Genomic DNA, 26,468 nt, shown 5'->3' with positions numbered 1-26,468 from the left:
AAATCGCATTGCAAAACGCCGCCCAAAATGTTTTTTGGCGGTCGATTATCATGATTCGATCACCTCACTCGAACGACTCGGTGTTGGATATGACGAATACAGGCAAGGCGTTGATAATCGCGCTGGTTCTGGTGGACGTGGGATTCATCTCTTACCAGCTTCTCCCTAAGGGCAATCGCTCCGAGGCGGCGCCGGACACGGTAACGGCCAACTCCGTCACGACGGCGGCGGTCGATCCGCGAGCGGACGGCACGCATGTGACCGCGGGTAACGTGGTTCCCACTTCGCCGTCCGCGAACAGCACGGGCGAGACAGCGGGCGGACCGTTGCCGTCTAAATCTGGCCCCATCGCCAACGGCGCGCAAACGGCAGCGCAGCCACAAGCATCGCGACATAAACAGCCGGGCCGCACGCCCGCATCGGCGGAGACGCGCGAATCCGTCGCCGCGAAGGCAAACGCCGCGCAGCCGATAGGCCGCGCGCGCGACGATCTGACCCGGCATGGCTCGAATGCCGTCGCGGCGGCTATGACGGAGCAACTCGTCAGGGAATCTTCCAAACCCGATCCGTCGTTGCCGATGCCGCCGCCGATGCAAGCCGCGCCGACCAGCCAGGACCACCGCGGTTCGAACCCCGTCGCCGCCGCGATGACGCAGGAACTGGTGAGGGAATCCGCACGGGTGAATGCTGCCTCGCAGGGACCGGCACCTAGCGGCACGCAGTAAGATTGCAGTCCGAACTAATTGAATGACTGCTGGTTTTCGATCAACGGGTGGTCTGATCAACTATGCGGCAGTATGGTGTCGCGTGCCTCTCAAAGTTGGCAACTCTCTGCCGTCGAACACATTACCCGACGAGTCTGAATGTCCTGTCGCTTGCTCGCGTCAACGAAAACCGTGACACGTGTTAGCCATAAAGTTGGCAGGCGAACATCCTATACTGATTCGGACTGCCTCCTGTCTCTCGCGCAGTGGCGGTATGCGTTGTCGCAAGCAACGATCTCCCACAGACTGATACTCCCCCTTGCCTGTTTGGACACAGCCATGCTGACCATCGACGACATCCGGACAGTACCGCTCTTTGCAACACTCTCCGACGACGAACTCGACAATCTCGCGCACACCTCCGCGGACCTTCATCTATGCGCAGGCGAGTTCGCGGTTCACGAAGGCGGCGAGCGCGCGCTGTATCTCGTTCTCACCGGCAAGATGGAAGTCATCAAGACGTTCGACGGTATCGAGCGCACGCTAGGCTGGCGTCTGCCCGGCACGATCTTCGGCGAAGTGCCGCTTGCGCTGAGTTCGCCGTTTCCGGGCGCTTACCGCGCGGCGGAACCGTCGCGTGTGATGCGAGTGGACGCCCAGCGTTATTACGTACTGGCCGCCGCATCGCCGGATGTGGCGCTCAAGATGGGCGCCCTCGCTCGCGAACGCATCGGCGGGTTGCAAGGGCTTTCCGCTGAGCCGCCCAAGGCGCGCGTCACCATGGTCGGCAGCCGCTGGGACGACGCCTGTACGGCGCTGCGGCATTTTCTCGCCCGCAACCAGATCAGCTACGACTGGATGACGCCCGACGCGCCCGAACTGCCCAAGCGTTGGCCCGGAACCTGTCCGACAGAGGAAGAGTGTCCGTCGTTGCGACTGGTCGACGGCACGGTGTTGAACCGGCCTGAGGCGCGCGAGCTTGCCGGGCTGCTGGGTCTGCAGACGCAGCCTCGCCTCGCCGAATACGACACGATGATCATCGGCGGTGGCCCGGCTGGGCTCGCCGCGGCGGTGTACGGCGCATCGGAAGGCTTGCGCACTATCGTGCTGGAGCGTGAAGCGCCCGGCGGACAGGCCGGCACCTCTTCGCGTATCGAGAACTACCTCGGCTTTCCCAACGGTGTCTCCGGGGATGAACTGGCAAGCCGCGCACTGCAGCAGGCAAGGCGGCTTGGCGCGGAGATTCTGGTGACACGGTCCGTCGGCCGGATCGATGTGCAGGCGCGCAGCGTTCACCTCGACGGCGGCGACATCATCCGGACGCGAACGATCATTCTTGCGACGGGCGTCACGTGGCGGCGTCTCTCGATCGAAGGTTTCGACCGGTTTATTGGTAAGGGTATTTACTACGGCGCGTCGCGCAGCGAAGCGAACGCGACGCATGGACTCGACGTGTATCTGATCGGCGGCGGCAATTCGGCTGGGCAGGCCGCGTTGTATTTTGCCAATCACGCGCGCATGGTGACGCTGGTCCTGCGCGGCGATTCGCTCGACAAGAGCATGTCGCGCTATCTGATCGAGCAACTGCGCGGCAAGTCGAACGTCGCGGTGCGACTGCGATCGGAAGTCGTGGGCGCGTACGGCGACACCCATCTGACGGCGATCGACGTGCGCGATGCGTCGAACGAGGCAGTGCGCCGGCACGATTGCGGGGCCTTGTTCGTGTTCATTGGCGCCGACGCGGAGACCGCGTGGTTGCCCGAGGAAATCGCACGCGATGCGCGCGGCTACGTGCTCACCGGCGACGACGTCGTCAAGGCCGGACGCTGGTCCCATGACCGGGATCCCTACCTGCTCGAATCGAGCGTGCCCGGCGTGTTTGCCTGCGGCGATGTACGGCTGAGTCCGGTCAAACGCGTGGCTTCCGCGGTCGGCGAGGGCAGCATGGCAATCGCGTTTGCCCACAAATATCTGCAGCAAGACGCGCGATAGCGCTGGATCGCGCGGCAACGCTTCTGCCCGCTTGCAAAAGCGCGCCGGCGGCCGCGCCGCAGGCCTATTCTTCAGCTGAATACTTCGACTTCCCAATCATCGAGGATTGACTAAAAAACAGGCTTCTATTCGCCCGATTGAAACCAGAAACACCGGCGCACACTGACATCGTGCCAATTGCGCAAGGAGCCTGCGATGTCTACCCGCCACGATAAAGATAACGAGTTCGAAATCAGCCTGCCGGCCGCTTCGACGACAGAATGGACCAGCCCGGTGCCAGACGCCGACGCCGAAACGATGCGCGGGTTGCACCTCGCGTCGGAGAGTGTGCTGTGCCTCGCGACGCAGACTTACGACGCCGCCGCCCGTGGCGACGCGGCAGGCGCGGAAGCGGCGCGTGCGTCGCTCGAACAGCAACTGGCACTCGCCACGCGCCTGATCGACGAGCTTCTGTTTGACGGCAGCGGCCCGCATACGACACACTGACCGGCCCGCAGGTCGGACAGCACCAATCGCAGTCTCTACATCTGAAAACTGAAATGAGCGCTCTGACGGTAATTCTCTGCATTTGGGCCATGGTGGCCTTTTGCGCAATTCTTTTCATTCGCGGCGCTACCTCGCGCGTTGAGCGTCCGACCAAGGCACCGCAAAAGCGCCCGTCGCGCTTTTCGATCGCGGAGTAACGGCAAGCAAGGCGATCGCGATTCGTTCGTGACAACACGTGCGAATCGTTCGAACGTTCTCATCGGAATAGTCGTACGGCAAAAGCGGCCCGGCAGCCCATCATCACCACAGGTCGCAACGACCGGGCAGCCACCGCGGCATGAATCCGAGCGGCGCTGTGCCGCCCGGTCGTCATCTGCCCTGCCCCTTATTCCATGGAGATCGTCATGCTGAAGTTTTACTTCCACCCCTCGCCGAACCCGATGAAAGTCGCGTTGATGCTCGAAGAACTGCAAACCCCGTTCGAACTGATCGCGGTCGACACATTCAAGGGCGAACAACATCGCCCCGAGTTTCTCCGCATCAACGCGAACGCAAAAGTCCCGGCGATTACCGACGACGGCGTGACCGTGTTCGATTCGCACGCCATCCTGCTGCACCTCGCGACGAAACATGAACGGTTCCTGCCGGCATTGGCTGGCGAACGCGCACAGGCCTTGTCGTGGCTGATGTTCGTCGCGACCGGACTGTCGCCCTTCTCGGGCCAGGCGGTGCACTTTCTGCATCACGCGCCGGCGCCGCTGCCCTATGCGCGCAATCGCTATCTGAAGGAAGTGGAGCGCCACTATCGCGTGCTGGACGAGCGCCTCGCGACGTCGAAGTATCTGGCCGGCGATACTTATTCCGTCGCCGATATCGCGCTGTGGGGCTGGGCTAGCTTCGCCGGCTACATTCTCGGTGAAGCGGGTCTGAGCGCGTATCCGAACGTGAAGCGCGTCGTGGACGAAATCTCCGCGCGTCCGGCCGCGGCGCGCGCACAAGCGTTGAAGGACAAGCTGACGCTGAAAGCCGAGTTCGACGAAGAGACACGTCGCGCGCTATTTCCGCAAAACGAAGACGTAGCCGCTTAAACGTCTACCCGTTAGTCGTGCCGCGCGACGCGCTGCCATCTTGCAGCGGTTGCGCGGCGAATTGCGTTGCCGGTCATTTGAGGCCAAGCCGTTTGGCCAACCGGTTCAGATTCGCCCGATCAAGACCGAGCTCGCGCGCGACGGCCGCCCAATTCTGGTTGTGGCGAGACAACGCGTCGAGAACGGTGGTTCGCTCGAACTCAGTGACCGCACTGCGAAAATCCTTCGTTCCGCTTTCAGTTGTTTCGCCTGGCGTCTGACTTGTGTCTTCAGCCGGTGCGGCCGATAGCGCGAAGTCGGCAGCCGTCAACGTCAGGATCCGACGGCGCTCGCGATTCGCAGCCAGTGCCTTGAGCGCGCTTCGGCCGATCAGGTGTTCAAGTTCACGCACGTTCCCCGGCCACGGATAACGCAGCAGCATGGCTTGCGCATCCGCCGCGAGACGCAGGCTCAGCAGGCCGAGCCGCGAGCGATTCTCTTCGAGGAAAAACCCCGCCAGCAGCAACACATCGCGGCCACGTTCGCGCAACGGCGGCACGCGTAACGGATAGACGCTGAGCCGATGATAGAAGTCCGCGCGGAACCGCCCCGTGCGGACCTCTTCAGCCAGATCGCGATTCGTTGCGGCGATCAGCCGCACGTCGACCTTGTGTTCGTGGTCCGAGCCGATGCGCTGCAACTGGCCGTTCTGCAAAACCCGCAATAGCTTGGCCTGCACGAGAAGCGGCAGCTCGCCCACTTCGTCGAGAAAAATCGTGCCGCCGTCCGCCAGTTCGAATTTGCCGCGCCGGTCCGACGACGCGCCGGAGAACGCGCCCCGCACATGCCCGAACAGCTCGCTCTCGACGAGCGTGTCCGGCAGCGCGGCGCAGTTCAGGCTGATCAGCGGCTTATTCGCCCGCGACGAGAGCGCGTGAATCGCATTGGCCACGAGTTCCTTGCCGACGCCGGTCTCACCGGTGATCAGCACGGTCAGATCGCTGCCGGCGACGACCTCGATTTCCTTCATCAGATGCGTGTGCGCGTCGCTGCTGCCGACCATCTCGCGCCGGCTCTGGCTGCTCGCCTGCCGGTAGGCCTCCGCGCGCCGCCGCTCCTCTTCGGTGCTGCGCGCGAGCGTATCGATTCGCTCGACGACGCTCACCGTGGCGGCGGCCAGGCCCAGAAACGCCCGCAGCGACGCCATGTCGATGCTGTCGAAGCGCGCCGGGTCCAGCGCATCGAGCGTGAGCAAACCCCACGGCCGGCCGCGCACGAACAGCGGACAGCCGAGGCAATCGTGGACTTCGAGATGACCAGCCACGCCTTGAACGAGGCCGTCGTAGGGATCGGGCAGATCGGAGTCCGCGGCGAAGCGGGTCGGCTCCGGCCGCGACAGAAGTTGCTCGAAGCGCGGGTGGTCGCCGACACGAAAGCGCCGCCCAAGCGTGTCGCTGCTCAATCCGTCGATGGCGAGCGGCACCAGCGTGTCGCCCTCCAGACGCAATAGCGCGGCCGCGTCGCCGGGAAACAGCGCGCGCAGGCTGCTGAGCAGACGGCGGTAACGCTCGCGGTCGGACAGGTCACGCGAGAGGTCGAGGATCAGCGGCGTCAGGACGTCGAGGAGCGCTTCTGCAGTCAGATTGACTCCGTCAGGAGTCTTTTCGACTAAGGTCGAATTGACCATCATGAAATTCAGATCGTTGATTTATTTGCATTTTATACCTGGCACGAAACATGGATAGACAAACACGTCAGTCGAAGCCCGACTGGATATCCACCAACAACCAGGACTTCCTATGCTTTCCGCCGAACACCGCGCCATCGTCAAAGCCACCGTTCCTCTTCTCGAAAGCGGAGGCGAGGCGCTGACCACGCACTTCTACGACATGCTGATCAGCGAACATCCGGAAGTGCGTCCCATGTTCAACCTCGCCAACCAGGCGAGCGGCGCGCAGCAGCGTGCGCTGGCCAACGGCGTGCTGATGTACGCACGTCACATCGATCAACTCGAACAACTTGGCGGGCTGGTCTCGCAGATCATCAACAAGCACGTCGCGCTGAATATCCTGCCGGAGCATTATCCGATTGTCGGGCAGTGCCTGCTCAAATCCATCCGCGAAGTGCTCGGCGCCGAAATCGCAACCGATGCGGTCATTGAAGCTTGGGCCGCCGCCTATCAGCAACTCGCCGATCTGTTGAGCGGCCTTGAAGAGAAAATGTACGCCGAGCGGGAAGCGGAGCCGGGCGGCTGGCGCGGCACGCGGCTCTTTCGTGTCGCCCGTAAAGTGCGGGAAAGCGACGAGATCACGTCGTTCTATCTGCGCCCCGACGACAACGGCGAGCTGCTCGCGTTTCATCCGGGGCAATACATCGGCGTGCGGCTCGTTATCGACGGCGAGGAAGTGCGCCGTAATTACTCGCTCTCGGCCATGTCGAACGGCCGCGAATACCGTATCAGCGTGAAGCGCGAACCGAATGGCAAGGTGTCGAACCATCTGCATACGCAGGTCAATGAAAACGACGCGGTGGAACTGTTCGCACCGGCTGGCGACTTCAAGCTCGAAGACAGCGACAAGCCGTTGGTGCTGATCAGCGGCGGCGTGGGCATCACGCCTACGCTGGCGATGCTGCAAGCCGCGCTGAAGACCGACCGCCCTGTGCACTTCATTCACTCGGCGCGTCACGGCGGCGTGCATGCGTTTCGCGACTTGATCGACCAGTTGGCCGCGCGGCATCCGAAATTGAAGCGTTTCTACTGCTATGAGCAGCGCCGCGCGGAAGATGCCGACGCGCACGGCATCGGCTATCTCGACGAAACGCGCCTCGACGCGTGGCTGCCCAAGACGCGCGACGTCGATGTCTATTTCCTCGGACCGATCGCGTTCATGAAGGCCATCAAGAAGCACCTGAAAACGATCGGCGTGCCGGAGTCACAAAGCCGTTATGAATTTTTTGGTCCGGCTTCCGCACTGGAATAAAGACGCGGGTCGCGGTCGACGTGCAAATAGCCGGAGCCGGCTATTTGCATGCAACTGTCGGTCGCGTTGCAGTCACTTACGCCTTCAGCAAAGCGTTGCGCTCGTCACCCAGGACATGCTCTTGAAGCGCGCGATCATGGCATCCACCAACTCGCGTTGCGCTTGAGCCAGCGCGATCGTGACTTCTTCAAACCCGCTGCCGGGAGGCGTCGTCACAGCGACGGTCTCGACGTTGCGGGAGAAGGGAAATAGCACCTGCCAGATTGCGGCAATGCGCATACCGTGAAGCGCCGCGCGCACCACGAGTCGATGACGGCCCGAGGTTTGCGACGACAGCACCTGCAAACCGCTCTCAGAAGATTCACTGGTCATGTCGTACCCTTTTATATTGACTGAGCCGCGTTGCTCGCGGCCTTCAGATGTTTATTCGATTCTGCCGCCTTATTAAGGCATCTTGATGATCCCGCTCAAGCGCCTGAGCAAGGCGTCAGCATGCTCCCGATCGACCTTTGAAATCTCGCGCTGATTCAGTATCGTCTCGATGCGCTGACGCCAATAATCCGGCTCATTGACTACCGACGTGCACGCCATCGAATCACCTTTTGAAAGCAATCTCTCCAGCGTTGTGACTATCGTTTCAATGTGCGAGAGATCGTTCTTATAAGAAGCGTGACTTCCCATTACATTCCCGGCTGACTTTTTTTAAGCGCCTTCGGATCGCCCTTCGAACGAGTTGGCAAGCAATGCGATACCCATTTCGTTTCCGAATCGACCGATCCGTCCTGCTTGGAGGAAAGCGAAACAACAGCCCTGGAGCGTTTGCTCCAGGCTGCCTGAGCATTGCTGTTGGCTGAATTGCCTTATTTGGCCCGCGCCGAGTCAGGTGCCGTCAACTGACTGGCCTGCGCCAAGCCAATGGCTTGCGCGGTGGCTTTGCGCATCGCGTCGTAGGCAGCGCCCGCACTGGAAACCGCCGACTTGAACGCGGTGACCGCGAGTTCGGAGCCTGTGGGCGCATTGCGCGCGAAGTCGTCGAAAACCGTCTGCATTTTCGTGTTGGACTGTGCAAACCGGTCTTCGAAAATCTTCAGAAATTCGGCCTGTGCGGCGTTGGTGATTTCAAGCACGTGACTGTTGTAAGACAGTACTTTCTGCGCGACGGGTTGCGCGTTGCTGGCCTGATGAATAAACAGTTCGACCGGCGTCTTACCCGACACCGCCATCTGCCATGCCCGTTCGCTCTCCGCGAACGTGGCCTTGGCCGCCTGCAGGTTCAACTTAGCCAGCTCTTCAAAATACTGGAATGTTTGCTGCGCCAACGAAAACGCGACAGCGACATTGGCACTTTGGATGGAGACGAATTGCTCTGGCGTCGAAAAATACACTCTGCACTCCTTCTTTAAACGTTCACATTGCTCAGACAAGAGGTATGCGAAACCAGTCGAGACGCACGCAGATTGTCGACTCGTCGGCTTGCACCAATTCGCTCGAATCGTTCTGCGATGCAGCATTAGATGAAACATTCTAACTTTGTTAAATCTGCATCTGGCGCACTCTTTTGTAAGTAATTACCCTCGGGTGACGGTATGGTTTTGACTGAATAAAGGCGCGGCTCTGATCGTCGAAAGATCAGTGGAATATTCGCGATTTGAGCGTACAGGCCGACCTATGGGACACAGCATGGGACGCCCTGTCCGTAAGCGCGCTACGGAGTGCATGAGCAGATGTGCGATAGACGGTCAAATGCATGTGTATGCGACCGTCTATCGCTTAGAGAAAGGACAGAAATGTGATGTGGATTTACAACCAATCGGCAGTGAGAGACCGCCGGACTTAGTCCGGCGGCAATACCAGCGGACCGCAATTGGTATCAGCGATGAATGTCGCCAGTATCTTCGCCGGATGCACCGCATCAGGATTCTCGGCGAATAGATGGAGCGCGCGCGGCGGCTCGAACCAGGTCTGTGCAACCGCGTAGTCGACGGGCGGCCCACCTTGCAGTTGCGAGCGGATCGTCCCTTCCAGCACGACCGCCGTCACTGAACCAGGGTGACGATGCGCGGGCGTAAAGCCGAGCGGCGGAAAGTCGACGATGGCCGTCGTCACCGACTTGCCCGGCACGTTGGGCAGCGCTTCGCACGACAGCACTTTCACGGTCGATGCAGGCCGGCTCGCTGCGCCGGTATGCGTCGATGCGTTGGACATCAACGGATCGACGCCGCAGATGCCAGCGAACCAGTCGATGGCCGAACGAGGCGCCGACGGGCCGAGCGCCAGCATCGTCGTCGTGGCCAGCGCGAGCATGGCGGGCTTGCGCGCGAGACGCGGCAGAGTCAGCGTCAGCGGATTCATACGCGCGCCGCCGATCGCATATCCGGCGACCAATCCAACTCACGGCGCGCCTTCGCGCTGGTCACTTCGGCTGCGTCTTGCGCGACGTTGTACACGCCGGCGTTGCCCCGCTGAAGCGCAAGCAAGGCCGCATAGGCCGCCGCTTCGACATGCAACGGACTTGAACCCGCCGGGGCATCGGCGCCTGTGCCGGGTCCGTAAATCTGTCCATAGCGAAGCACCGTGCCGTTCAGCGACGCCGCTTCCAGCACGTGCCGCTCGAGCGCCGCGACGCCACGCACGCTCGTGCCGCGCGCGCCCTGCGCATCGACGTCGAGCGGGCAGCTTTCGTCGTAAGGCGTCGTTCCCGGCCGGTACGCCCATGCAATGCTTTGCGCAATCATCTTGCTGCTGCCCGCCGCGATCGCCGCGGCCACCAGGTTGCGCGTACCCTCGTCGCGTATCCGCGCGTTGGCCGTCACCGCCTGAGCCATTCGAGCAGGGTCGAGCCCGGGCGGCAAATCGGTCAATTGATGAATCACGCTGACCGGGGCGATGCGTATGAGCGCGTCACGCAGCGCGGCCGCATCGAATACATCGACGATGACCGGCACCACGCCCGCGTCCTCAAGTTCTCTCGCGCGGTCCGCCCGCCGCGTGCCGCCGAACACCGCATAGCCCGCGTCGATCAGCAGCGGCGCAAGCGCGCTTCCAATGGCGCCCGTTACTCCGGCGACAAACACCTTGTGTGCCATTTCCTTTCTCCCATCAGTCATTACGCGAAAGTCGGCGACATGCCGCGTTTCCAATGACCCCAGCATAAGGCTGTGAATGGTCATCAAAAAGGTCCATTATTCTGAAATTGATTGAGCCAATTTGACGAGGAAGAGCGTGCGGCGAGCTGAACAGATTGAACTTGCACTAGCGCCCAGGCCGGAAGGCGCGCCGCTTCACCGCTGGCTCTATGACGAGTTGCGCAAGGCGATCTTGTCGGGGACGTTGCCGCCGGGCGCGCGCCTGCCTTCCACGCGCGATCTCGCAACACGATTTCGACTGTCGCGCGGAACGGTGCTGGGCGTTTTCGCGCAACTCGACGCGGAAGGGTATCTGTCGGGCGCCGTGGGACGTGGCAGTTTTGTTGCGGCTGAACTGCCGGACCGGCGCATCGACAGCGGCGAGCGGACGTCGCCCAGAAAGCGCGATGGCCGGCCGCTCGCCCGCGAGCGTCATCATGACGGCGATAGCGGCACGCAGCCGCCAGTTGTCGAGTTATCGGCGCGTGGCCGTTTGCTCGCGCGGAGCGCGTTTCAACTCAGCGGCCGCACGCGCCCTGCGCGCGCGTTTCGCGCCAGCCAGCCCGATCTCGATGCGTTTCCATTCGAATTGTGGGCGCGGCTCGCGGCCAACCGGGTGCGTCGCGCGCAGCGGGATCTGCTCGGCGATGGCGAGGCGCAAGGGTATCGGCCGCTGCGCGAAGTGATCGCCGCTTATGTCGGTCCGTCGCGCGGTATTCGATGTTCGGCGGACAACGTCGTCGTGTTGGGCAGCGTTCAGCAGGCAATCGATTTGACCGCGCGCCTCCTGCTCGATCCGGGGGACAGCGCGTGGACGGAAGACCCAGGTTACCCCGGCGCCCGTTTCGTACTCGAAGCGGCGGGCGCCCGGGTGATCGGCGTGCCGGTCGACGCGGCCGGCGTCGATGTGTCATGGGCCCGTCTGCACGCCGCAACAGCGCGTCTGGCTTTTGTCACCGCCGGGCGCCAGGCGCCGCTGGGTCCGCCGCTCGCGCTCGAACGGCGTCTATCGTTGCTCGAGTGGGCACGGGATCGAGGCGCCGTCATCATCGAAGACGACTACGACAGCGAGTACCGCTTCGAAGGCCACCCGCTTGCCGCGATGAAGAGCCTCGACGACCACGGACACGTGATCTACTGCGGCACCTTCAGCAAGCTGCTGTTTCCCGCTTTGAGGACGGCGTATGCGATTCTGCCCGACCGGTTGGTCGAGCCATTCGTGGCCGCGCTGTCCTCGACGGCGCGGCATGTTCCAACCGATCAACAATCAGTGTTGCACGACTTCATCGCCGACGGTCATTTCGGCCGGCACATACGACGCATGCGCATGCTCTATGGCGAGCGGGCCGAGGCGCTGACGTCGGCGGTCGAGCGGCATCTCTCGGGCTTGCTCGCGCTTGCGCCGATCGTGGCGGGACTCGATGCGCCCGCCTTTCTGCCCAGAGGCGCGGACGACGCCGACGCGGCGCGGCGTGCGGCACGCGAAGGCATCGAGACGCGCCCGCTATCGCTGTACGCGATCGACCATCCCGCGCCGCCGGGGCTCGTGCTCGGTTTTGCGTCGATCGGTGTCGAGGAAATAGAGTCGGGGGTGATCGCTCTTGCTCGAGCGTTGACGCGCCGTTCGCGATGAACCAGCGCGGCTCGCAGAGCAGATTGACGCGCCGCGCGGCTCAGCCCGCGGACCGTTTGCGACGTTTTGTCTGCGAGTGCTGACCTTGCCAGCTCGCTTCATCGAGAAGACGATCGAACAGCCGGTTGCGGGCCGAATCGTCCAGCGGCGACAGTCCCAGCAGAGAGTGAAACGCGAGACCGCTGGCGGCGAAGTAGCGCAACAGCGACAGATCGAGGTCGGCCGCTTCGTCCTGCAAGGCCTTCATTTTCTCGGCGTCGGACGTCTTCATTTCGTCGAGCAAGTTGGGGTTCTCGACCAGCGCGGCGAGAACGGCTCGTGCCACGGAATTCGGCTGATTGATGGACTCCCGATAAATCGCAATCTGCGCCGCGAGGTTGGGCTCCGCTTTGGACGCGCCCTCTTTCGCCATATAGTCGCGCGCGATCTGCTCGAACTGCTGCTTCTGATGCTCCAGCAACGCGCACAGTACCCCCTGCTTGGTGCGAAACTGATGCAGCAGTCCACCCTTGCTGATGCCGCTTTCACGCGACAACGAATCGAACGTCAGTCCACCGACGCCTTCGCGGGTCAGGATGGTAAGAGCGGCATCGATTGCCTTCTTGCGGGAAATCTCCGAACGGGTCTGGTTATCCATTGTCGATAGTGATGACGTCGCCACGCTGGCCGTGCCGGCCCGGTGCTGCCGCGTCGTGATGGTATTGGGCAAGTGATTCGGCGCGGTGAATCAGTGTCGGCGAGCAGTCGCGCCATCCGTCGGCACAAGCAGCGCTCGCTCTGAGGGTTGGAATTGTACCGCTCAAGCCACCCAAAAAACAAACCGGATAGACGGTTTACATTCAATAAAGACGGTGCTACTGTTCGGCCTCATCGGTTCTCGCCTGAACTGCACGCCGCCCGGCATTCACCGGCACTCAAATTGCCCATCAAGGAACATGCAATGTTCACGAACAAACTCGTCCCGCTTCTTTTCGCCGGCACAGCGGTACTGGCCCTCGCGGCCTGCGCGGGTGTGCAACCCGTCGCGTACACGGGCATCGCGTCCTCGCCGCAGTTGAAGCAGAACCGCGACGACGATGCGGGCAAAGTGCCCTACAAGTACGCGGCGACCGTGGTCTGGGCGCGCTACACGCAGGTGGTGCTGGACCCCGTGGCCGTCTATCAGGGCAGTGACAATCAGTTCGGCGAATTAAAGGCCGCCGACAGGGCCGCGCTTGCCGACTATATGCAAAAGACGTTCTCGGAAAAACTGGCGAAACGGTTCGACGTGGCCACGCAGCCCGGCCCCAACACCTTGCGGATCAAGCTGACCTTGACCGGTGCCGAAAGCACGACGTTGCTGGTCGGGCAGTTCATGCATTTCGACCTTGCGGGCAATCTCTACAACGGCGTGCAGTCGATCCGCGGCGGTCAGGGGGCATTCAGCGGCTCGGTGTCCTACGCCGTGGAAGTCTATGACGGCGCGAGCGGCCAACTGCTGAAGGCCTACGTGTCGAAGCAATATCCGAACGCCATGAATCTGCCGGCCGCTTTCGGTTCCCTGGGCGCTGCGAAGACGGGACTCGACAAGGGTGCGGATGCGCTGGTGGCGCAGCTTCATTGACCAGTCCGCTTTCGCTGTCCATCGTTTTGCGCGCTGCGCGTAGTTGACCCGCGGCGCGCAAGCACCACGGTGCATCGGCCGCGGCAAGCCGACGCAACGACAAGGCCGCTGTTCCGGACTATTCCGAGGTACGCGTATGCACGCATTCGCTGACATGGTCGTCTCACTGGCCCCTCCGCCTTTGATGGTCGCCCTCGTGTTCTTTGTGGCGTATCTGCTGGTGGGGATTCCGGTTCAATTCACACGTGGCCCGGCCGCGAGAGATGCGTTCGGCACCCTGGCCGGCGTCTTCGCCGCGCTCGTCTACATCACACTGGCCATGAGTTTCTATCCGGATGTTCACGCTGCTCCTCGCTAACCCGGCAGGTCTCTCCAGAAGGTTCAGACACCGTGCGCTCGCGGCATCCACGTAGTCCGCGTACGCGAGACCAGCGCGAGGCTTCCGGCCCGCAAGCATCGAACTCGGGCAGCGGCACGCGAGCCAGGTCGATCCGCGCAGGCATCAGGCACAGCATCAAGCGAACGCTGCGCTATCTTTGCCGGTTGGCGAAAGACATGGGCGACGTCGTCCGCGGAAAGCTGTAAATGCGTCTTCGCCCACGACTCGCCGTCATCTGGCTCGCGCCGCTTGCCGCCGCATTGATCTGTCTCGCGCTTCTCGCGCTCTGGCTCGAACGATCGGGGTCCGAAGTCACCGTCAGCTTCGCCACAGCCGAAGGACTCGAAGCCGGCAAAACCCGCGTGCGCTATAAGGACGTCGAAATAGGCAGATTGACGGAACTGCGGCTCTCGCACGACCGCTCACGCGTGCTCGCCGTCATGGAGCTCGACACGTCCGCCGAACGGTTTGCACTGTGCGGCACGCGCTTCTGGGTGGTTCGTCCGCGCGTCGGCACCGCCGGTATCTCCGGGCTGACGACGTTCATCTCCGGTCCCTACATCGCTGTGGATGTTGGGCGCGCGTCCACGACATGCCAGCAGTTTGCCGGCCTCGAAACGCCGCCGTCCGTGACCAGCGAGCAGAACGGCGGGCGGTTCGTTCTGCACGCTTCTTCCCTCGAATCGCTCAATGTGGGCTCGCCAGTCTATTTCCGGCGCGTGCAGGTGGGGCAAGTCCTCAACTATGCGTTGGCTCGCGGTGGCTCCGCCGTCGATGTCGATGTATTCGTGAAAGCGCCTTACGACCGCTATGTCACATCAGGCACGCGATGGTGGCACGCAAGCGGCATCGACCTGCGATTCGATTCGAGCGGCTTGACGCTGGACACCCAATCCGTTGCCACGTTGCTCTCCGGAGGCGTCGTATTCGATCTGCCCGGATCACAGACGCCCGAACCTCGCGCCGCCGACGGCGCCGCGTTCGCTCTAGCCGCGAACAGAACCGAGGCGATGCGTCGTGCCGACGACGGACCCGCCGCGTCGGCGCGCATGAGGTTCAACGGGAGCGTGCGCGGGCTCTCAGTCGGCGCGCCGGTCGACTTCGACGGTGTCGAACTGGGCGAAGTGACCGCCATCGATCTTGACTTCACGCCGGCGCGCAATCGCTTCGACATGGTGGTGACGCTCAACCTCTACCCCTATCGTCTCGGACGACGCTACAGGGAGGCACTCGGAGAAGGCTCCGGCGCGGCGGCCAAAGCGCTTCTGCATCAACTGGTCGCCCAGGGCTTGCGCGGGCAGTTGCGTATGGGCAGCGTGCTGACCGGCCAGCGCTATGTGGCGCTGGACTTCTTCCCGAACGTACCCGCTGTCAGCATCGACACACGTCGCATGCCGGTCGAACTGCCGACCGTGCCCAATACCGTCGAGGAACTTCAGGACCAACTCGCCAACATCGTGAAGAGGCTCGACCACGTCCCCTTCGACGAGATCGGCTTCAATCTGAACCAGGCGCTCGTGAACGCCAATTCCCTGTTCCAGCGAATCGACACGGAACTGGTGCCGCAGGCGCACACGACGTTGGCGGCTGCCGAGCGCTCGTTCAATGCCGCAAACGCCACGCTGCAGCAGGACTCGCCGATGCACACCGATATTCGCCAGGCGTTGACCGAGTTGCGCCGCACCCTTGCCGCGCTGAAGGCGCTGTCGGACTATCTGGAACAGCATCCTGAATCGATTGTGTGGGGTAAATCGGCGGACCACTGAGGTGCTTCGACGCTTGCTCATGGGCCGAGGCGGCGTCTGTGCGATGATGCCTTACGTCGACCCGACTCGCGGAGATCATGATGAGCGGCAAATGGTTTTCGAAGTTCTCAAGCTTCCTTTCCACGATGACCGGCAGGCCGGTCACCTTTGTTCTGGCCGTCGTCATGGTGATCGTCTGGGCCCTCACCGGCCCGCTCTTTCACTACAGCGATACGTGGCAACTCGTGATCAACACGTCGACCACGATTGTCACGTTCCTGATGGTCTTCCTGATCCAGAACACCCAGAACCGCGATACGGCCGCGATGCAGATCAAGCTCGACGAGTTGATCCGCGCACTGGAAGGGGCTCACAACGCGCTGCTCGATCTTGAAGAGCTCGAGGAAAAGGACTTGACCCGCTTCCGCAAACACTACGAAAAGCTGGCTGAAGAAGCGCGCACTGCGCTGCGCGCCGGCGGCAGCGACACCGATTCGCCCTTCGTCGACAATCGCGATGACGGTGACGAAGACCGGCGCAGCGGTAAGGGTCGCGATGGCAAAACGGGAGCGGCGGTGTAACGCGACTAGCCAATGCGTTCGCAAGTATTGCTAGAAACGTGCGACGTCGATCACGGCATCGGCAAACGCTTTCGGCGCTTCCTGCGGCAGGTTATGTCCGACACCGCCGCCGATATTCCGGTGCGCGTACTTGCCGGTGAACTTCTTCGCGTACGCCGCCGGTTCAGGATGCGGCGCGCCGTTCGCGTCGCCTTCCATCGTGATGGTCGGTACCGAAATCGTCGGCGCCGCTGCCAGACGCTTCTCCAGATCGTCGTACTGCGCCTCGCCCTTGACCAGCCCCAGACGCCAGCGATAGTTGTGAATCACCACCGCAACATGATCCGGGTTATTGAACGACTGCGCCGAACGCTCGTACGTCGCATCGTCGAAATTCCATTTCGGCGATGCGGTGTGCCAGATCAGCTTGTTGAAGTCGTGGCGGTTCGCGTCATAACCCGCATAGCCGCGCTCCGTCGCGAAGTAGAACTGATACCACCAGGCCAGTTCCGCCTTCGGCGGCAACGGCGTGCGGTTCGCCTCCTGGCTGCCGATCAGATAGCCGCTCACCGACACCATCGCCTTGCATCGTTCCGGCCAAAGCGCTGCGATGATATTCACCGTACGCGCACCCCAGTCGAAGCCGCCGAAAATCGCCTTGTCGATCTTCAATGCGTCCATCAACGCAATGATGTCGACGGCCACCACAGCCTGCTGGCCGTTGCGCGGCGTGTCCGCGGACAGGAAGCGCGTCGTGCCATAGCCGCGCAGATACGGCGCGATGACCCGGTAGCCGGATGCCGCGAGCAACGGCATGACTTCGGCAAAGGCATAGATATCGTACGGCCAGCCGTGCAGCAGGATCACAACCGGTCCGTTTTGCGGACCCGCTTCGGCGTAGCCGATGCTGAGCGCGCCCGCATTGATCTGCTTCAGGTTGTCGAACGAGGCGACGCTAGATCCCGCCTTCGTGCTATTGGATTGCGCGTTGGCAAGCCCGCTCAGTCCCAGTTCCATCAGGCTGAGGCCCGCCACCGTCGTTCCGAGCAGGCGACGGCGCCGAATATTGATCTGGTCAGACATGGTGACTCCCTTAAAAGTTAAGCGCTCGCGAGCCGTGCCGGATCGCTCTCACTGAAAGACGGCCCCAACGGCCGCAAACGGATTGCCGGATCGAGACGCGTCCACGGAAGGTCGACCGGATCGGCAGCCATCGGTCCCGGCGCTTTCGCGACGAGAATCGCCTCGGCAATAGCCTCGAAATCCGCGCGAAAATGCACCGAACTCTTGTTCACCAGAATCTTCATCTGCTCGGGTTCGATGCCCGCCACGCGGAACAGGTTGCGATCGAACACCTGCATCTTGACGGAGCTCACCGCAATCCTGACGCCTTCGATCCGCAAACAGGCGACCGGCCCCAACTCGCCTTGCATGCCGTTGAGCATCGGGCCATCGAAACGGAAGCGTCCGTCCGACACGTGCTCGACTTCGAACACGCCTTCCAGCGGCGCATCGCCCTGCACACCGGAACGGCCGCCCAGCGCGAGTGAAATGCGCGCGCCCACACCCGCGCGATGCGCCGCTGCCGCCGCCTGGGCATCCCAGATCACGCCCACCGCCGCGTCGGTAGCGCCATTGCGCAACAACGCGCGCACCATCCCCATCGTGTTCGAATCGCCGCCCACGCCCGGGTTGTCCTGCGTGTCCGCGATGATGACCGGTTTGGCCGCCGTCCTGCTCACCCGGATTGCTTCGAGCGCCGCTTCGTCGGGCGTCAGGAAGGGCACATCCCAACGCGCTTCATCGCCGGCGATCTTCGCGAACAGTGCGTCCGCTGCATGTTGTGCCGCAGCTTCGTCGAATGCATAAACCCAGATCGTCGGGCCGCACTCGGGAAAATCGGCCGCCGGAAAGCCCGGCGCAAACGACACGGTCACGACAGGCCGCTCTTCGAGATCCTCCAGCAACCGGTACATCCCGCGTGCGGGCTCGACCAGCGTGCACATGCCATTCACGGGAATCAGGAACGGCACGCGACGCACCGCCCGATGCAACGGGCGCCCCTCCCGTATCAGATCTTCGAGAAGCCGCGCGGCACGCTCGCCGGTTTCAGCCATGTCCACATGCGGATAGGTTCGATACGCCACGAGCGCACTCGCGTGTTCGAACATGCGAGCGGTCACGTTGGCATGCAGATCCAGCGAAACGACCACCGGCATCCGATCGCCGACGATCCGCCGCACACGTTCGAGAAGTTCGCCCTCGCCGTCGTCGTGTTGCTCGGTCACCATCGCACCGTGCAGGTCGAGATAGATCGCGTCGAAGCCGCCTGCCTCGACAGCAGCGATGATCTCGCCGCCGATCCGCTCGAATGCATCCGTCGTGACGTGTGCCGATGCGCTGGCGCCCGCCCAGATTACCGGCTTCAGTTCGTGCCCATTCGCTTCCATGACCTTGATGAATCCGCCAATCGGCACATTGACGTCGCGAAGCCCGAACACGTCGTTGCCGCGGACCATGGGCGGAAAGCCCTCGCCCTGAACGAAGCTCGAATAAGACGCCTTGGTGGGCGCAAAAGTATTGGTTTCATGCTGGAAACCGGCGATCAGGATTTTCATGTGTTTCACCTTTTCTCAAACGATCTCGCGAACCATCGGCGAGATGATATGGATGCCTATCTTTTTGATTTCGACAAGGACTTCGGAAAGTAGACTCGACAGTCCTCAGTCCTGCTTGAGCGTCAGCTTGCCCGTCAATATCAGAATCGCGGCCAACGCAGCGGCGCCAGCCATGACGAAGAGCCCGGTATGCACGCTGCCCGTCGATGCTTTGGCCCAACCGACTACAGCGGGACCCCAGAATCCGCCGGACAGTCCTACGGTATTGATTAGCGCGATGCCGCCCGCCGCCGCCGTTCCCTCGACCAGTTGGGACGGAATGGCCCAAAAAACCGTATAGGCCATCCAGAGGCAAGCCGTTCCCAGCGTCAATGCAACGAGTGTGAGCATCACACTCCCGTCGGCAAAGACGGCCGCGACGAGGCACAGCGCCGCGCCAAGCGCCGGAATCGCGCAGTGGAAGCGGCGCTCGCCTACCCGGTCCGAACTGCGGCCCGCGAGGTACATGCAGACGGCGGCCGCGACATAGGGAATCGCGGTGTACCAGCCGAGGCGGATCGTGTCGCTCACGCCCTGATCTTTGAGCAGCGTCGGCAACCAGAAGCTGATCGCATAGATCGGAAAGATGATGCTGAAGTAAGCGAGCGCGAGCACATAGACTCTCGGGCTCTTCAGCACGGCCTTGAACGAGTCAGCGCGATGCTCGGTCGGCGCGGTTTCGCGTCCCAGCAGCAACTTTTCCTCATCGTTCAGCCAGCGCGCCTGCTCGGGCCGGTCGGACAACACGCGCAGCGTCAGGAGGCCGAGTGCGATGCAAGGCAGGCCCTCCACGAGAAACATCCACTGCCAGCCGGCCAGGCCGCCGACGCCGGACAGACTCGTCATGAGCCACGCCGATACAGGCCCGCCGACAATCCCGCCAAGCGGCCCGGCGACGAACACGAGCGCAATGGCGCGTGCCATCCGCGCGGGCCCGTACCAGCACGACAGGTAATAGATCATGCCCGGCGCGAAACCCGCCTCGAACACGCCGAGGAGAAATCGCATGGCATAAAAGGCCGGCACGCTGCGCACGAACAGCATGCAGGCCGACGTGATGCCCCACAGCACGAGAATGCGGCTGAACGTGCGCCGCGCGCCGACTCTCGGCAGCATGAGATTGCTCGGCAATTCGAACAGCACGTAGCCGATGAAGAAGATGCCCGCGCCCACTCCGTATGCAGCGTCCGAAAAACCCAGGTCGGTCTGCATCTGCAGCTTGGCAAAGCCGACATTGACCCGGTCCAGATACGCAAACATGTAGCAGGTCACGAGAAACGGCAGAAGCCGCCAGTTGAGCTTGCTGTACAGCGCTGAGGCAGGATCGCCGGCGGCCGATGGATGGATTGCTGACATGCGTGTCTCCCGGTTTTGCGTCCGTGGGCCCGTCGTGCGGGTTAAGTTGATGGTGGCAGGGCAAAACCCCACTAGCAAGAGCAACTAAGTTCACATATCGTTGCTCTGTAGACAACGACAATTGGGCGCCGGAGCGATCAAATGCGAGAAATCAACCAGCAGCGTCTTCGGTATTTCCACGAAGTGCTGACCCACGGCACCATCCGCGGCGCCGCCGACCACATCAATACGTCGCCGTCGGTCATCACGCGGCAGATCAAGTTGCTCGAAGACGAGTTGGGCACCGTGCTGTTCGAACGCCAGGCGCGCGGGGTCAGGCCGACGGAAGCCGCGGCGCATCTGCTCGAGTTCTGGCAGGGCTACCGGTCGCAGCAGGAAAAACTCGAGGACCAGTTGCACGCGTTGCGGGGGCTTCAGAAGGGACGCATCCAGTTGTCCATCAGCGAAGGTTTCGTCGACACGCTCGTCGACGACGTGCTGGCGCCGTTTTGCACGCGCTATCCGCACCTGGACATCAGCATGACGACGCAGGCGGTAGACGCACTGCTGGACGACGTGGCGGAAAGCCGGGCACATATCGGGCTGGCATACAATCCGCCGCCCCATCCGCGTATCGAATATCGAGCCAGTTCGCATCAGCCCGTCGTGCTGCTCCTGAGAAAAGACCATCCGCTCGTCAAACGGAAAGGGCCGGCGGGTGTCGATGATCTGCGCGCCTACCCGCTCGCGCTGATGCCTTCCACGTTCGGCATCGGCCATGTCGTTTCGATGTTGGAGTTGGCGGAGAACGTGGTGATCCGCCCGACGTTGACGACGAACTCGCTGAGCGCGTTGAAGCGTTTCGTGACGGCGGAAAACTTTGTGACGCTCATCGGCGAGTTCGCTGCATACCGTGAGCTCGCCAGCGGCGAACTGACCACCGTCCCGATCGCGCATCCCTTGTTTGAAAGTGCGCAGGCCAGAGTGCTGGTCAAAACCGGCCGACCGCTTACAGCGGGGCCGCTCGAACTGCTCAAGTGGATTCAGGAACGCATGCCGATGTTCTCTACGCCCAAAGCGAAAGAAAGCCCACGGCGAAAGGCTAGTGGGCGGCGGAACGGTTAGCGGTACATGGCGTGCGCTAGTGGCCGAAGAGTCGGCCGCGCGATATGCGCGATATGCAAACGGGCCGCAGCGATCTTGTCTGTCGTTGCGGCCCGTCTTCGTGAACGCGCAAGTAATGCTAGAAACGTGCGACGTCGATCACGGCATCGGCAAACGCTTTCGGCGCTTCCTGCGGCAGGTTATGTCCGACACCGCCGCCGATATTCCTGTGCGCGTACTTGCCGGTGAACTTCTTCGCGTACGCCGCCGGTTCGGGATGCGGCGCGCCGTTCGCGTCGCCTTCCATCGTGATGGTCGGTACCGAAATCGTCGGCGCCGCTGCCAGACGCTTCTCCAGATCGTCGTACTGCGCCTCGCCCTTGACCAGCCCCAGACGCCAGCGATAGTTGTGAATCACCACCGCAACATGATCCGGGTTATTGAACGACTGCGCCGAACGCTCGTACGTCGCATCGTCGAAATTCCATTTCGGCGATGCGGTGTGCCAGATCAGCTTGTTGAAGTCGTGGCGGTTCGCGTCGTAGCCTGCATAGCCGCGCTCCGTCGCGAAGTAGAACTGATACCACCAGGCCAGCTCCGCCTTCGGCGGCAACGGCGTGCGGTTCGCCTCCTGGCTGCCGATCAGATAGCCGCTCACCGACACCATCGCCTTGCATCGTTCCGGCCACAGCGCGGCGATGATATTCACCGTACGCGCACCCCAGTCGAAGCCGCCGAAAATCGCCTTGTCGATCTTCAATGCGTCCATCAACGCAATGATGTCGACGGCCACCACAGCCTGTTGCCCGTTGCGCGGCGTATCAGCGGACAGGAAGCGCGTCGTGCCATAGCCGCGCAGATACGGCGCGATGACCCGGTAGCCGGCCGCCGCGAGCAACGGCATGACTTCGGCAAAGGCATAGATATCGTACGGCCAGCCGTGCAGCAGGATCACAACCGGTCCGTTCTGCGGACCCGCTTCGGCGTATCCAATGCTGAGCGTGCCGGCATTGATCTGTTTCAGGTTATCGAACGAGGCGACGCTAGATCCCGCCTTCGTGCTGTTGGATTGCGCGTTGGCAAGCCCGCTCAGTCCCAGTTCCATCAGGCTCAGGCCCGCAACCGTCGTTCCGAGCAGACGACGGCGCCGGGTGTTGATCTGGTCAGACATGGCTAATTCTCCTTATGTACGACAGCGCTGAGTTGAACGGTGCGCCCGCAGGACGCACCGTATGCAGAGTCAAAACATCGCGAGGCGTGGCTGGCAAGAACCCGCGTCATCGAAGCTGACCTTCCGTTATGGCTTGGCGTAAATCGCGCCGAGACCGATCACGTCAGTGTCCGACGCACGCGAGCCCGATGCCGAGGTGCCAGCCGTCGCCGGGCCGTATGACGATGCCGACAGTCCATTTTGTGCGCTCACGCGAGCTTCGGCAGCCTGGATATTCCTGGGATACTGCGTTTCATCGCTCGCGGGGTTGTAATCGGCCTTCTCCAACTGGGCGAGTTCCGCGCGGACCTCGGCCCGCGTAAGCGGCTGATTCGATTGCGCGAACGACAGGGCCGGCAGAGCGACAGCAGCAGCGACGATAAGCGATTGAATGACTTTCATGACTTTCACCTCGAGAAAATGTCTTCCACGCAAACGCCCGTTTGCGTTTTCGGTTAGCAAGGCCAGTTCGGCTGGCTTGGAACCATTAGACTCCGTGGACGTATCTGGCTTATGTCGGCGATGCCCGTTGGTGAAACGTTATGTACCCTGCCACGGCGCAGATACATTGCGATACAAAGAAGCAGGGCGACGCAAAGTCGCTCGCCTTCTTGAGATTGCCGAGCCGAATCGGGCCGGTTCAACTTGCCTCTCACTCTTCGCCCATGATGAGCAGAAAGAGTGTTGCCGGGGAGGAAATAGTCAGTTTCCAGTAGAGATTGCGCCGGTGAACCTTGGCAGTGGCGGGTGACACATCCAGTTGCCTGGCCATGTTGCGCCGCTCACTGCCTATCGACACCGACAGCGTCGGCGCGGCGATCACCAATCAGGTTTGTTGTTACCCGAACGCTAATGCCGCCGCGCGTGCTTATATGAAGCCGGCCATCCTCGACGATGAAGCGGTCTATCCTCGCGGTGAGAAGATGCAATCGCTCACTCCGTCATTGCCTTTGCCGACCGAAATCCTTCGCCTGCAAAACAGGGTGTGGACACAGCTCAAAGCGGGACGGTAACTTACAATGCTGCAGATGAGCCCTCATCCACAGCATCGATGCGAGACGTACTGACTTCCTATTTCTGGAGTGGCGACGCCATTCGCAGTCGAAACGTGAGTGACATCGTGCTGTCAGGCACGCTCGATGTGCCTGCGCCCCCGGCTCGAGTGCTCGCGGATTGGGACAGGGAGACGTCGTCGCGCATGGTCCTCGAACCCGGTGACGTCGAGGTCATGCCGTTGGCGCGAACGCAGGTGCGCTGGCCGGACTACCCACGCTGCGTGCGGGCAATATCCGAGTGGACGAGCGCGATCGGCCTGCCCGCAGTGCTTGCGGCCAGTGACATAGCCCTCATGGCCTGCCGCGGCGCAAGGTATCACCATGACGGCGCGCAATACGGCGGTGCGGCTTTTTGCAATCTGTTCCTCAGCGAGGACAAGGGGCTAGATGTGCATTTCCCCGGTACAGGTCATCGCATTCCTCTGACTCGCGGAACGGCGTTGATATTCGACACCGGCCAGCCGCATGGTGTGATCCGGCGCGGCAGCAGCGGCTTTAATGCGGCCGACTTCGCGCCGGATCAGGATTGCACGCAAATATTCCTGACTTGGGAGCTTCCGATCGAAGATGTTCACGTTGCGCGCGCGCTTAACGTGGTCTTCGACATCGCCCCCTCGACGCCGTTGCAAGCGGACGAAGAACAGGTCTGCGTGAATGGTGAACCGGCCAGCGTGTGCCCGGAGTCCGGTCGTTGGCGTCGGGTTGAATGATCGTCGGCGTTTGCGGCGGGTTGGTGTAACTTAGCCTTGCCTCCCACAGGCAACGGCCTCAAGATTGGCCTCAAGGCGGCCGTTAACATAGCGGCAGTTCGATATGCTGCCCGCGGTTGACGGCCCGCGACAGTCGTTGCACAACGAGAATGGTTATGACACGCCCGCGAACCGGGACACGGACGCCCGACATTGCCGTAACCGATGGGTCCGAAGCGCGGACATCACTGCCTCAAGCGCTCATCGTCGAACCGTTGTCCTCGCCGACGTATTGGCAAAAGGGCACGGCCTTGCTCGCCGCGCTGGTGGTGACCGCACTGGCGTTCCTTGCAAGCCGGGGCCTGCGGGCCATGACCGGGCAGATTGCGCCGATTTGGCTGAGCAATGCCGTGCTGCTCGCTCAGATGATCGTCGCCCGGCGGGAACAGCGGCGCTGGGTCTTGTGCGGCGGCACGCTAGGCGACTTCACCGCCAATCTGCTGATAGGACGCAGCCTGCACACGTCGGTCTCGTTCACGTCGGCAGATATGCTTCAGGTCGTGATCGCATTTGCGTTTGCTCCACGCGTGACGACGGTGGCCGAGTTTATCCGGCCCAAAGCGCTCCTCAAATTTCTCTTCGGCGGCGTGCTGCTTGCGTCGGTCGCGTCAGGTATGTGGGCCACGCTTTTGCTCGAGGGCAGAATCGGCCATTTACTTTTGCCCACGCTGGCGCCCTGGTTCATCTCGGATGGTTTGAGCCTCATCATCATCACGCCGGTCGCGATGGTGTTCTGGAGCGGCGAGCTTGCCCGGGTTCTACGTAGCGGCAATCGCTTCAAGACCTGCGCACTGGTGGCGTTGGTGGGCGTCGTGACGAGTTGCATATTCGGTTTGCAGATCAGCGCACCATTGTTGTACTGGGTACTTCCGCCCATTGTGCTGCTCGCGTTTCAGGCCGAAATTGCGGGCGTTCTGCTTGGCTTACTCCTGTGTCTCGCGATCGCGCTCTGGTTCACGGCGCACGGTTCGGGGCCGCTCTGGGCTTATCCGTTCGAGAGCATGCAGCATCGCGTTTTCGCTTTGCAGCTGTTTTTCGTCGCCGCCCTCGGCGTGGCGCTGCCGATCAGCGCGATCCAGATGCAGCGCAATCGCATGATCGGGCTCCTGCGTGACGGCGAAAAACGCTTCCGCACGCTGGCGGAAAACGCCACGGATGTCGTGATGAGCATGCAACTCGACGGCAAGCTGACCTACGTGTCACCGCGTGCGTTCGAGGCGTGGGGTCGCGCGCCTGAACAGCTGATCGGCGTGCATTACGCGGATCTGGTCGATGCCGCCGACCGCAATACCTTGGCGGCGATGATCGAGCAGGTCGCGACCGGCCGAGGCGAAGCCTCGCAGATCAGCCGTTTCCCGCGCGACGGCGGCTTGCGCTGGATAGAAACTCACGTGCGTCCGGTGATCGATCCGTTGTCCGGCACATTGAACGGCCTCACCGCGATGGCGCGCGACGTAACGGAACAAAAAGCCATCGAACAGCGCCACGCCGATGAGCGCCGCGAACTGGAAGGCCTCGCGTTCCGCGACAGTCTTACGGGACTATTCAATCGCCGCTACTTCGATCGCGAACTCAAGCAACGCTGCCAGCAGGGTTCGCATACGGAGACTTATCTGGCTGTCGTGATGATCGACGTCGACAACTACAAGAGCTACAACGATCACTTCGGTCATCAGACAGGCGATGAATGCTTGCGCACCATCGCCCGCTCGATAGCGGCATCTTCAGCAAAGTACACCGACCTGGTCGCGCGCTATGGCGGCGAGGAATTCGCCTTGATTCTGGCGCACGCCGAACCGGATCGGGCACTCGCCGTGGCGGAGCAAATTCGCGAGGACGTGGAAAAGCTACGGCTTCCCCATCCGCCGAGCGTCTCGGGCGTCGTCACGATCAGCCTCGGCGTCTGCGCGCAGCGCAGTGACAAGTGCGGCGATGGCAGCACTGTGGTCGCTGCAGCGGACATGGCGCTGTATTCGGCGAAGCGGCTCGGCCGCAACCGCACGTGTGTGGCCTGACGACGCGACGCGTTCATCAATTGCGTGCGGATCAGGCAGGCGTTCGACGTTGAGATAGCGCGTGATTG

The 26,468-nt window shown here is 62.1% G+C and carries 26 protein-coding genes; 14 read left to right on the top strand and 12 right to left on the bottom strand.

All coding sequences use genetic code 11. The annotated features are described in order from the left end of the window. Positions 1-89 precede the first annotated feature (89 nt). From P0D96_RS13710 to P0D96_RS13695, 4 genes are all read left to right on the top strand, one after another. Positions 90-725, top strand: coding sequence for a hypothetical protein (locus tag P0D96_RS13710; RefSeq protein ID WP_408313840.1), 636 nt, complete (start codon positions 90-92; stop codon positions 723-725). Positions 726-1,043: 318 nt separating this feature from the next. Continuing rightward, positions 1,044-2,696: an FAD-dependent oxidoreductase gene (locus P0D96_RS13705; RefSeq protein WP_408177767.1), complete on the top strand. Its 1,653-nt coding sequence runs from the start codon at positions 1,044-1,046 to the stop codon at positions 2,694-2,696. A gap of 195 nt (positions 2,697-2,891) precedes the next feature. Continuing rightward, on the top strand, positions 2,892-3,182 hold the full coding sequence (locus P0D96_RS13700; protein WP_132381719.1) for a hypothetical protein: 291 nt from the start codon (positions 2,892-2,894) through the stop codon (positions 3,180-3,182). A 404-nt stretch (positions 3,183-3,586) separates the two neighbouring features. Continuing rightward, the gene (locus P0D96_RS13695) at positions 3,587-4,270 is read left to right on the top strand and encodes a glutathione S-transferase family protein (protein WP_408313838.1); all 684 of its coding nucleotides are present in this window, start codon (positions 3,587-3,589) and stop codon (positions 4,268-4,270) included. Between the two features lie 73 nt (positions 4,271-4,343). Here the strand turns inward: P0D96_RS13695 and norR are convergent, their stop codons facing one another. Beyond that, a complete protein-coding gene (gene norR / locus P0D96_RS13690; protein WP_408313964.1) occupies positions 4,344-5,936 on the bottom strand; it encodes a nitric oxide reductase transcriptional regulator NorR in 1,593 nt (530 codons plus the stop codon). Positions 5,937-6,048: 112 nt separating this feature from the next. Here norR and hmpA point away from each other — a divergent pair, with 112 nt between their 5' ends. Further along, positions 6,049-7,230: an NO-inducible flavohemoprotein gene (gene hmpA, locus P0D96_RS13685; RefSeq protein WP_408177764.1), complete on the top strand. Its 1,182-nt coding sequence runs from the start codon at positions 6,049-6,051 to the stop codon at positions 7,228-7,230. 84 nt (positions 7,231-7,314) lie between these two features. Here hmpA and P0D96_RS13680 read toward each other — a convergent pair whose 3' ends face one another. The 4 genes from P0D96_RS13680 to P0D96_RS13665 form a co-directional block, all read right to left on the bottom strand. Continuing rightward, positions 7,315-7,602, bottom strand: coding sequence for a hypothetical protein (locus P0D96_RS13680; RefSeq protein WP_132381713.1), 288 nt, complete (start codon positions 7,600-7,602; stop codon positions 7,315-7,317). A 488-nt stretch (positions 7,603-8,090) separates the two neighbouring features. Further along, entirely contained in the window at positions 8,091-8,753 is a 663-nt protein-coding gene (locus P0D96_RS13675; protein ID WP_408313836.1) for a phasin family protein, read from the bottom strand. Between the two features lie 310 nt (positions 8,754-9,063). Further along, on the bottom strand, positions 9,064-9,582 hold the full coding sequence (locus P0D96_RS13670; RefSeq protein WP_408313834.1) for a cupin domain-containing protein: 519 nt from the start codon (positions 9,580-9,582) through the stop codon (positions 9,064-9,066). Then, positions 9,579-10,316 (bottom strand): NAD-dependent epimerase/dehydratase family protein, encoded by a 738-nt coding sequence (locus P0D96_RS13665; RefSeq protein WP_408313833.1) that lies wholly within the window; start codon positions 10,314-10,316, stop codon positions 9,579-9,581. Before P0D96_RS13665 ends, P0D96_RS13670 begins: the two co-directional genes overlap by 4 nt. 136 nt (positions 10,317-10,452) lie before the next feature. On the opposite strand from P0D96_RS13665, the gene pdxR reads away from it, so the two are divergent. Next, positions 10,453-11,988: a MocR-like pyridoxine biosynthesis transcription factor PdxR gene (gene pdxR, locus P0D96_RS13660; protein ID WP_408313832.1), complete on the top strand. Its 1,536-nt coding sequence runs from the start codon at positions 10,453-10,455 to the stop codon at positions 11,986-11,988. Between the two features lie 40 nt (positions 11,989-12,028). Here the strand turns inward: pdxR and P0D96_RS13655 are convergent, their stop codons facing one another. Then, complete coding sequence (locus tag P0D96_RS13655; RefSeq protein ID WP_408313962.1) at positions 12,029-12,625, bottom strand: TetR/AcrR family transcriptional regulator; 597 nt, start codon at positions 12,623-12,625, stop codon at positions 12,029-12,031. A gap of 303 nt (positions 12,626-12,928) precedes the next feature. Between P0D96_RS13655 and P0D96_RS13650 the strand changes: the two genes are divergently transcribed. The 4 genes from P0D96_RS13650 to P0D96_RS13635 all read left to right on the top strand — a co-directional run bounded on the left by P0D96_RS13650 (position 12,929) and on the right by P0D96_RS13635 (position 16,296). Then, positions 12,929-13,591, top strand: a complete 663-nt coding sequence (locus tag P0D96_RS13650) for a DUF3313 domain-containing protein (protein ID WP_408313831.1) — start codon at positions 12,929-12,931, stop codon at positions 13,589-13,591. 136 nt (positions 13,592-13,727) lie between these two features. Further along, positions 13,728-13,949, top strand: coding sequence for a hypothetical protein (locus tag P0D96_RS13645; protein ID WP_408313830.1), 222 nt, complete (start codon positions 13,728-13,730; stop codon positions 13,947-13,949). A 227-nt stretch (positions 13,950-14,176) separates the two neighbouring features. Further along, on the top strand, positions 14,177-15,736 hold the full coding sequence (locus P0D96_RS13640; RefSeq protein ID WP_408313829.1) for a PqiB family protein: 1,560 nt from the start codon (positions 14,177-14,179) through the stop codon (positions 15,734-15,736). A gap of 77 nt (positions 15,737-15,813) precedes the next feature. Further along, positions 15,814-16,296 carry a low affinity iron permease family protein gene (locus P0D96_RS13635; protein WP_408177756.1) on the top strand — a complete coding sequence of 161 codons (483 nt, stop codon included), beginning with the start codon at positions 15,814-15,816 and terminating at the stop codon, positions 16,294-16,296. 30 nt (positions 16,297-16,326) lie between these two features. Here the strand turns inward: P0D96_RS13635 and P0D96_RS13630 are convergent, their stop codons facing one another. The 3 genes from P0D96_RS13630 to P0D96_RS13620 form a co-directional block, all read right to left on the bottom strand. Next, positions 16,327-17,358: an alpha/beta hydrolase gene (locus P0D96_RS13630; protein ID WP_408313827.1), complete on the bottom strand. Its 1,032-nt coding sequence runs from the start codon at positions 17,356-17,358 to the stop codon at positions 16,327-16,329. A gap of 17 nt (positions 17,359-17,375) precedes the next feature. Beyond that, positions 17,376-18,893, bottom strand: coding sequence for a M81 family metallopeptidase (locus tag P0D96_RS13625; RefSeq protein ID WP_408313826.1), 1,518 nt, complete (start codon positions 18,891-18,893; stop codon positions 17,376-17,378). 105 nt (positions 18,894-18,998) lie between these two features. Continuing rightward, the gene (locus P0D96_RS13620; protein WP_408313825.1) at positions 18,999-20,288 is read right to left on the bottom strand and encodes an MFS transporter; all 1,290 of its coding nucleotides are present in this window, start codon (positions 20,286-20,288) and stop codon (positions 18,999-19,001) included. A gap of 141 nt (positions 20,289-20,429) precedes the next feature. Between P0D96_RS13620 and P0D96_RS13615 the strand changes: the two genes are divergently transcribed. Continuing rightward, positions 20,430-21,392 (top strand): LysR family transcriptional regulator, encoded by a 963-nt coding sequence (locus P0D96_RS13615; RefSeq protein WP_408313823.1) that lies wholly within the window; start codon positions 20,430-20,432, stop codon positions 21,390-21,392. Positions 21,393-21,510: 118 nt separating this feature from the next. Here the strand turns inward: P0D96_RS13615 and P0D96_RS13610 are convergent, their stop codons facing one another. From P0D96_RS13610 to P0D96_RS13600, 3 genes are all read right to left on the bottom strand, one after another. After that, the gene (locus P0D96_RS13610; protein WP_408313822.1) at positions 21,511-22,542 is read right to left on the bottom strand and encodes an alpha/beta hydrolase; all 1,032 of its coding nucleotides are present in this window, start codon (positions 22,540-22,542) and stop codon (positions 21,511-21,513) included. A gap of 126 nt (positions 22,543-22,668) precedes the next feature. Continuing rightward, positions 22,669-22,983, bottom strand: a complete 315-nt coding sequence (locus tag P0D96_RS13605) for a DUF4148 domain-containing protein (protein WP_408313821.1) — start codon at positions 22,981-22,983, stop codon at positions 22,669-22,671. Positions 22,984-23,233: 250 nt separating this feature from the next. Beyond that, positions 23,234-23,353: a LuxR C-terminal-related transcriptional regulator gene (locus tag P0D96_RS13600; RefSeq protein ID WP_408177896.1), complete on the bottom strand. Its 120-nt coding sequence runs from the start codon at positions 23,351-23,353 to the stop codon at positions 23,234-23,236. On the opposite strand from P0D96_RS13600, the gene P0D96_RS13595 reads away from it, so the two are divergent. The 3 genes from P0D96_RS13595 to P0D96_RS13585 all read left to right on the top strand — a co-directional run bounded on the left by P0D96_RS13595 (position 23,352) and on the right by P0D96_RS13585 (position 26,400). Beyond that, on the top strand, positions 23,352-23,594 hold the full coding sequence (locus P0D96_RS13595) for a hypothetical protein (protein ID WP_408313968.1): 243 nt from the start codon (positions 23,352-23,354) through the stop codon (positions 23,592-23,594). The genes P0D96_RS13600 and P0D96_RS13595 overlap by 2 nt on opposite strands. A 38-nt stretch (positions 23,595-23,632) precedes the next feature. Next, the gene (locus tag P0D96_RS13590) at positions 23,633-24,346 is read left to right on the top strand and encodes a hypothetical protein (RefSeq protein WP_408313960.1); all 714 of its coding nucleotides are present in this window, start codon (positions 23,633-23,635) and stop codon (positions 24,344-24,346) included. Positions 24,347-24,501: 155 nt separating this feature from the next. Further along, a complete protein-coding gene (locus tag P0D96_RS13585; protein WP_408313820.1) occupies positions 24,502-26,400 on the top strand; it encodes a sensor domain-containing diguanylate cyclase in 1,899 nt (632 codons plus the stop codon). Positions 26,401-26,468: the final 68 nt, after the last annotated feature.

It is taken from the genome of Paraburkholderia sp. RL17-347-BIC-D (genome assembly GCF_046027915.1).
Taxonomy (GTDB): Bacteria; Pseudomonadota; Gammaproteobacteria; order Burkholderiales; family Burkholderiaceae; genus Paraburkholderia.
The sequence above is the reverse complement of the archived record's forward strand: the minus strand, read 5'-3'. Positions and strand labels throughout refer to the sequence as shown.

What these genes read in the sequence shown, in the direction of transcription:
- P0D96_RS13605 (WP_408313821.1), bottom strand. Translation starts at nt 22,983, where the DNA reads ATGAAAGTCATTCAATCGCTTATCGTCGCTGCTGCTGTCGCTCTGCCG.
- P0D96_RS13640 (WP_408313829.1), top strand. Translation starts at nt 14,177, where the DNA reads ATGCGTCTTCGCCCACGACTCGCCGTCATCTGGCTCGCGCCGCTTGCC.
- P0D96_RS13635 (WP_408177756.1), top strand. Translation starts at nt 15,814, where the DNA reads ATGATGAGCGGCAAATGGTTTTCGAAGTTCTCAAGCTTCCTTTCCACG.
- P0D96_RS13620 (WP_408313825.1), bottom strand. Translation starts at nt 20,288, where the DNA reads ATGTCAGCAATCCATCCATCGGCCGCCGGCGATCCTGCCTCAGCGCTG.
- P0D96_RS13630 (WP_408313827.1), bottom strand. Translation starts at nt 17,358, where the DNA reads ATGTCTGACCAGATCAATATTCGGCGCCGTCGCCTGCTCGGAACGACG.
- P0D96_RS13650 (WP_408313831.1), top strand. Translation starts at nt 12,929, where the DNA reads ATGTTCACGAACAAACTCGTCCCGCTTCTTTTCGCCGGCACAGCGGTA.
- P0D96_RS13645 (WP_408313830.1), top strand. Translation starts at nt 13,728, where the DNA reads ATGCACGCATTCGCTGACATGGTCGTCTCACTGGCCCCTCCGCCTTTG.
- P0D96_RS13610 (WP_408313822.1), bottom strand. Translation starts at nt 22,542, where the DNA reads ATGTCTGACCAGATCAACACCCGGCGCCGTCGTCTGCTCGGAACGACG.
- P0D96_RS13595 (WP_408313968.1), top strand. Translation starts at nt 23,352, where the DNA reads ATGTTGCGCCGCTCACTGCCTATCGACACCGACAGCGTCGGCGCGGCG.
- hmpA (WP_408177764.1), top strand. Translation starts at nt 6,049, where the DNA reads ATGCTTTCCGCCGAACACCGCGCCATCGTCAAAGCCACCGTTCCTCTT.
- P0D96_RS13585 (WP_408313820.1), top strand. Translation starts at nt 24,502, where the DNA reads ATGACACGCCCGCGAACCGGGACACGGACGCCCGACATTGCCGTAACC.
- P0D96_RS13700 (WP_132381719.1), top strand. Translation starts at nt 2,892, where the DNA reads ATGTCTACCCGCCACGATAAAGATAACGAGTTCGAAATCAGCCTGCCG.
- P0D96_RS13675 (WP_408313836.1), bottom strand. Translation starts at nt 8,753, where the DNA reads ATGTTTCATCTAATGCTGCATCGCAGAACGATTCGAGCGAATTGGTGC.
- norR (WP_408313964.1), bottom strand. Translation starts at nt 5,936, where the DNA reads ATGGTCAATTCGACCTTAGTCGAAAAGACTCCTGACGGAGTCAATCTG.
- P0D96_RS13665 (WP_408313833.1), bottom strand. Translation starts at nt 10,316, where the DNA reads ATGGCACACAAGGTGTTTGTCGCCGGAGTAACGGGCGCCATTGGAAGC.
- P0D96_RS13705 (WP_408177767.1), top strand. Translation starts at nt 1,044, where the DNA reads ATGCTGACCATCGACGACATCCGGACAGTACCGCTCTTTGCAACACTC.
- P0D96_RS13655 (WP_408313962.1), bottom strand. Translation starts at nt 12,625, where the DNA reads ATGGATAACCAGACCCGTTCGGAGATTTCCCGCAAGAAGGCAATCGAT.
- P0D96_RS13710 (WP_408313840.1), top strand. Translation starts at nt 90, where the DNA reads ATGACGAATACAGGCAAGGCGTTGATAATCGCGCTGGTTCTGGTGGAC.
- P0D96_RS13680 (WP_132381713.1), bottom strand. Translation starts at nt 7,602, where the DNA reads ATGACCAGTGAATCTTCTGAGAGCGGTTTGCAGGTGCTGTCGTCGCAA.
- P0D96_RS13590 (WP_408313960.1), top strand. Translation starts at nt 23,633, where the DNA reads ATGCGAGACGTACTGACTTCCTATTTCTGGAGTGGCGACGCCATTCGC.
- P0D96_RS13625 (WP_408313826.1), bottom strand. Translation starts at nt 18,893, where the DNA reads ATGAAAATCCTGATCGCCGGTTTCCAGCATGAAACCAATACTTTTGCG.
- P0D96_RS13695 (WP_408313838.1), top strand. Translation starts at nt 3,587, where the DNA reads ATGCTGAAGTTTTACTTCCACCCCTCGCCGAACCCGATGAAAGTCGCG.
- P0D96_RS13670 (WP_408313834.1), bottom strand. Translation starts at nt 9,582, where the DNA reads ATGAATCCGCTGACGCTGACTCTGCCGCGTCTCGCGCGCAAGCCCGCC.
- P0D96_RS13600 (WP_408177896.1), bottom strand. Translation starts at nt 23,353, where the DNA reads ATGGCCAGGCAACTGGATGTGTCACCCGCCACTGCCAAGGTTCACCGG.
- P0D96_RS13615 (WP_408313823.1), top strand. Translation starts at nt 20,430, where the DNA reads ATGCGAGAAATCAACCAGCAGCGTCTTCGGTATTTCCACGAAGTGCTG.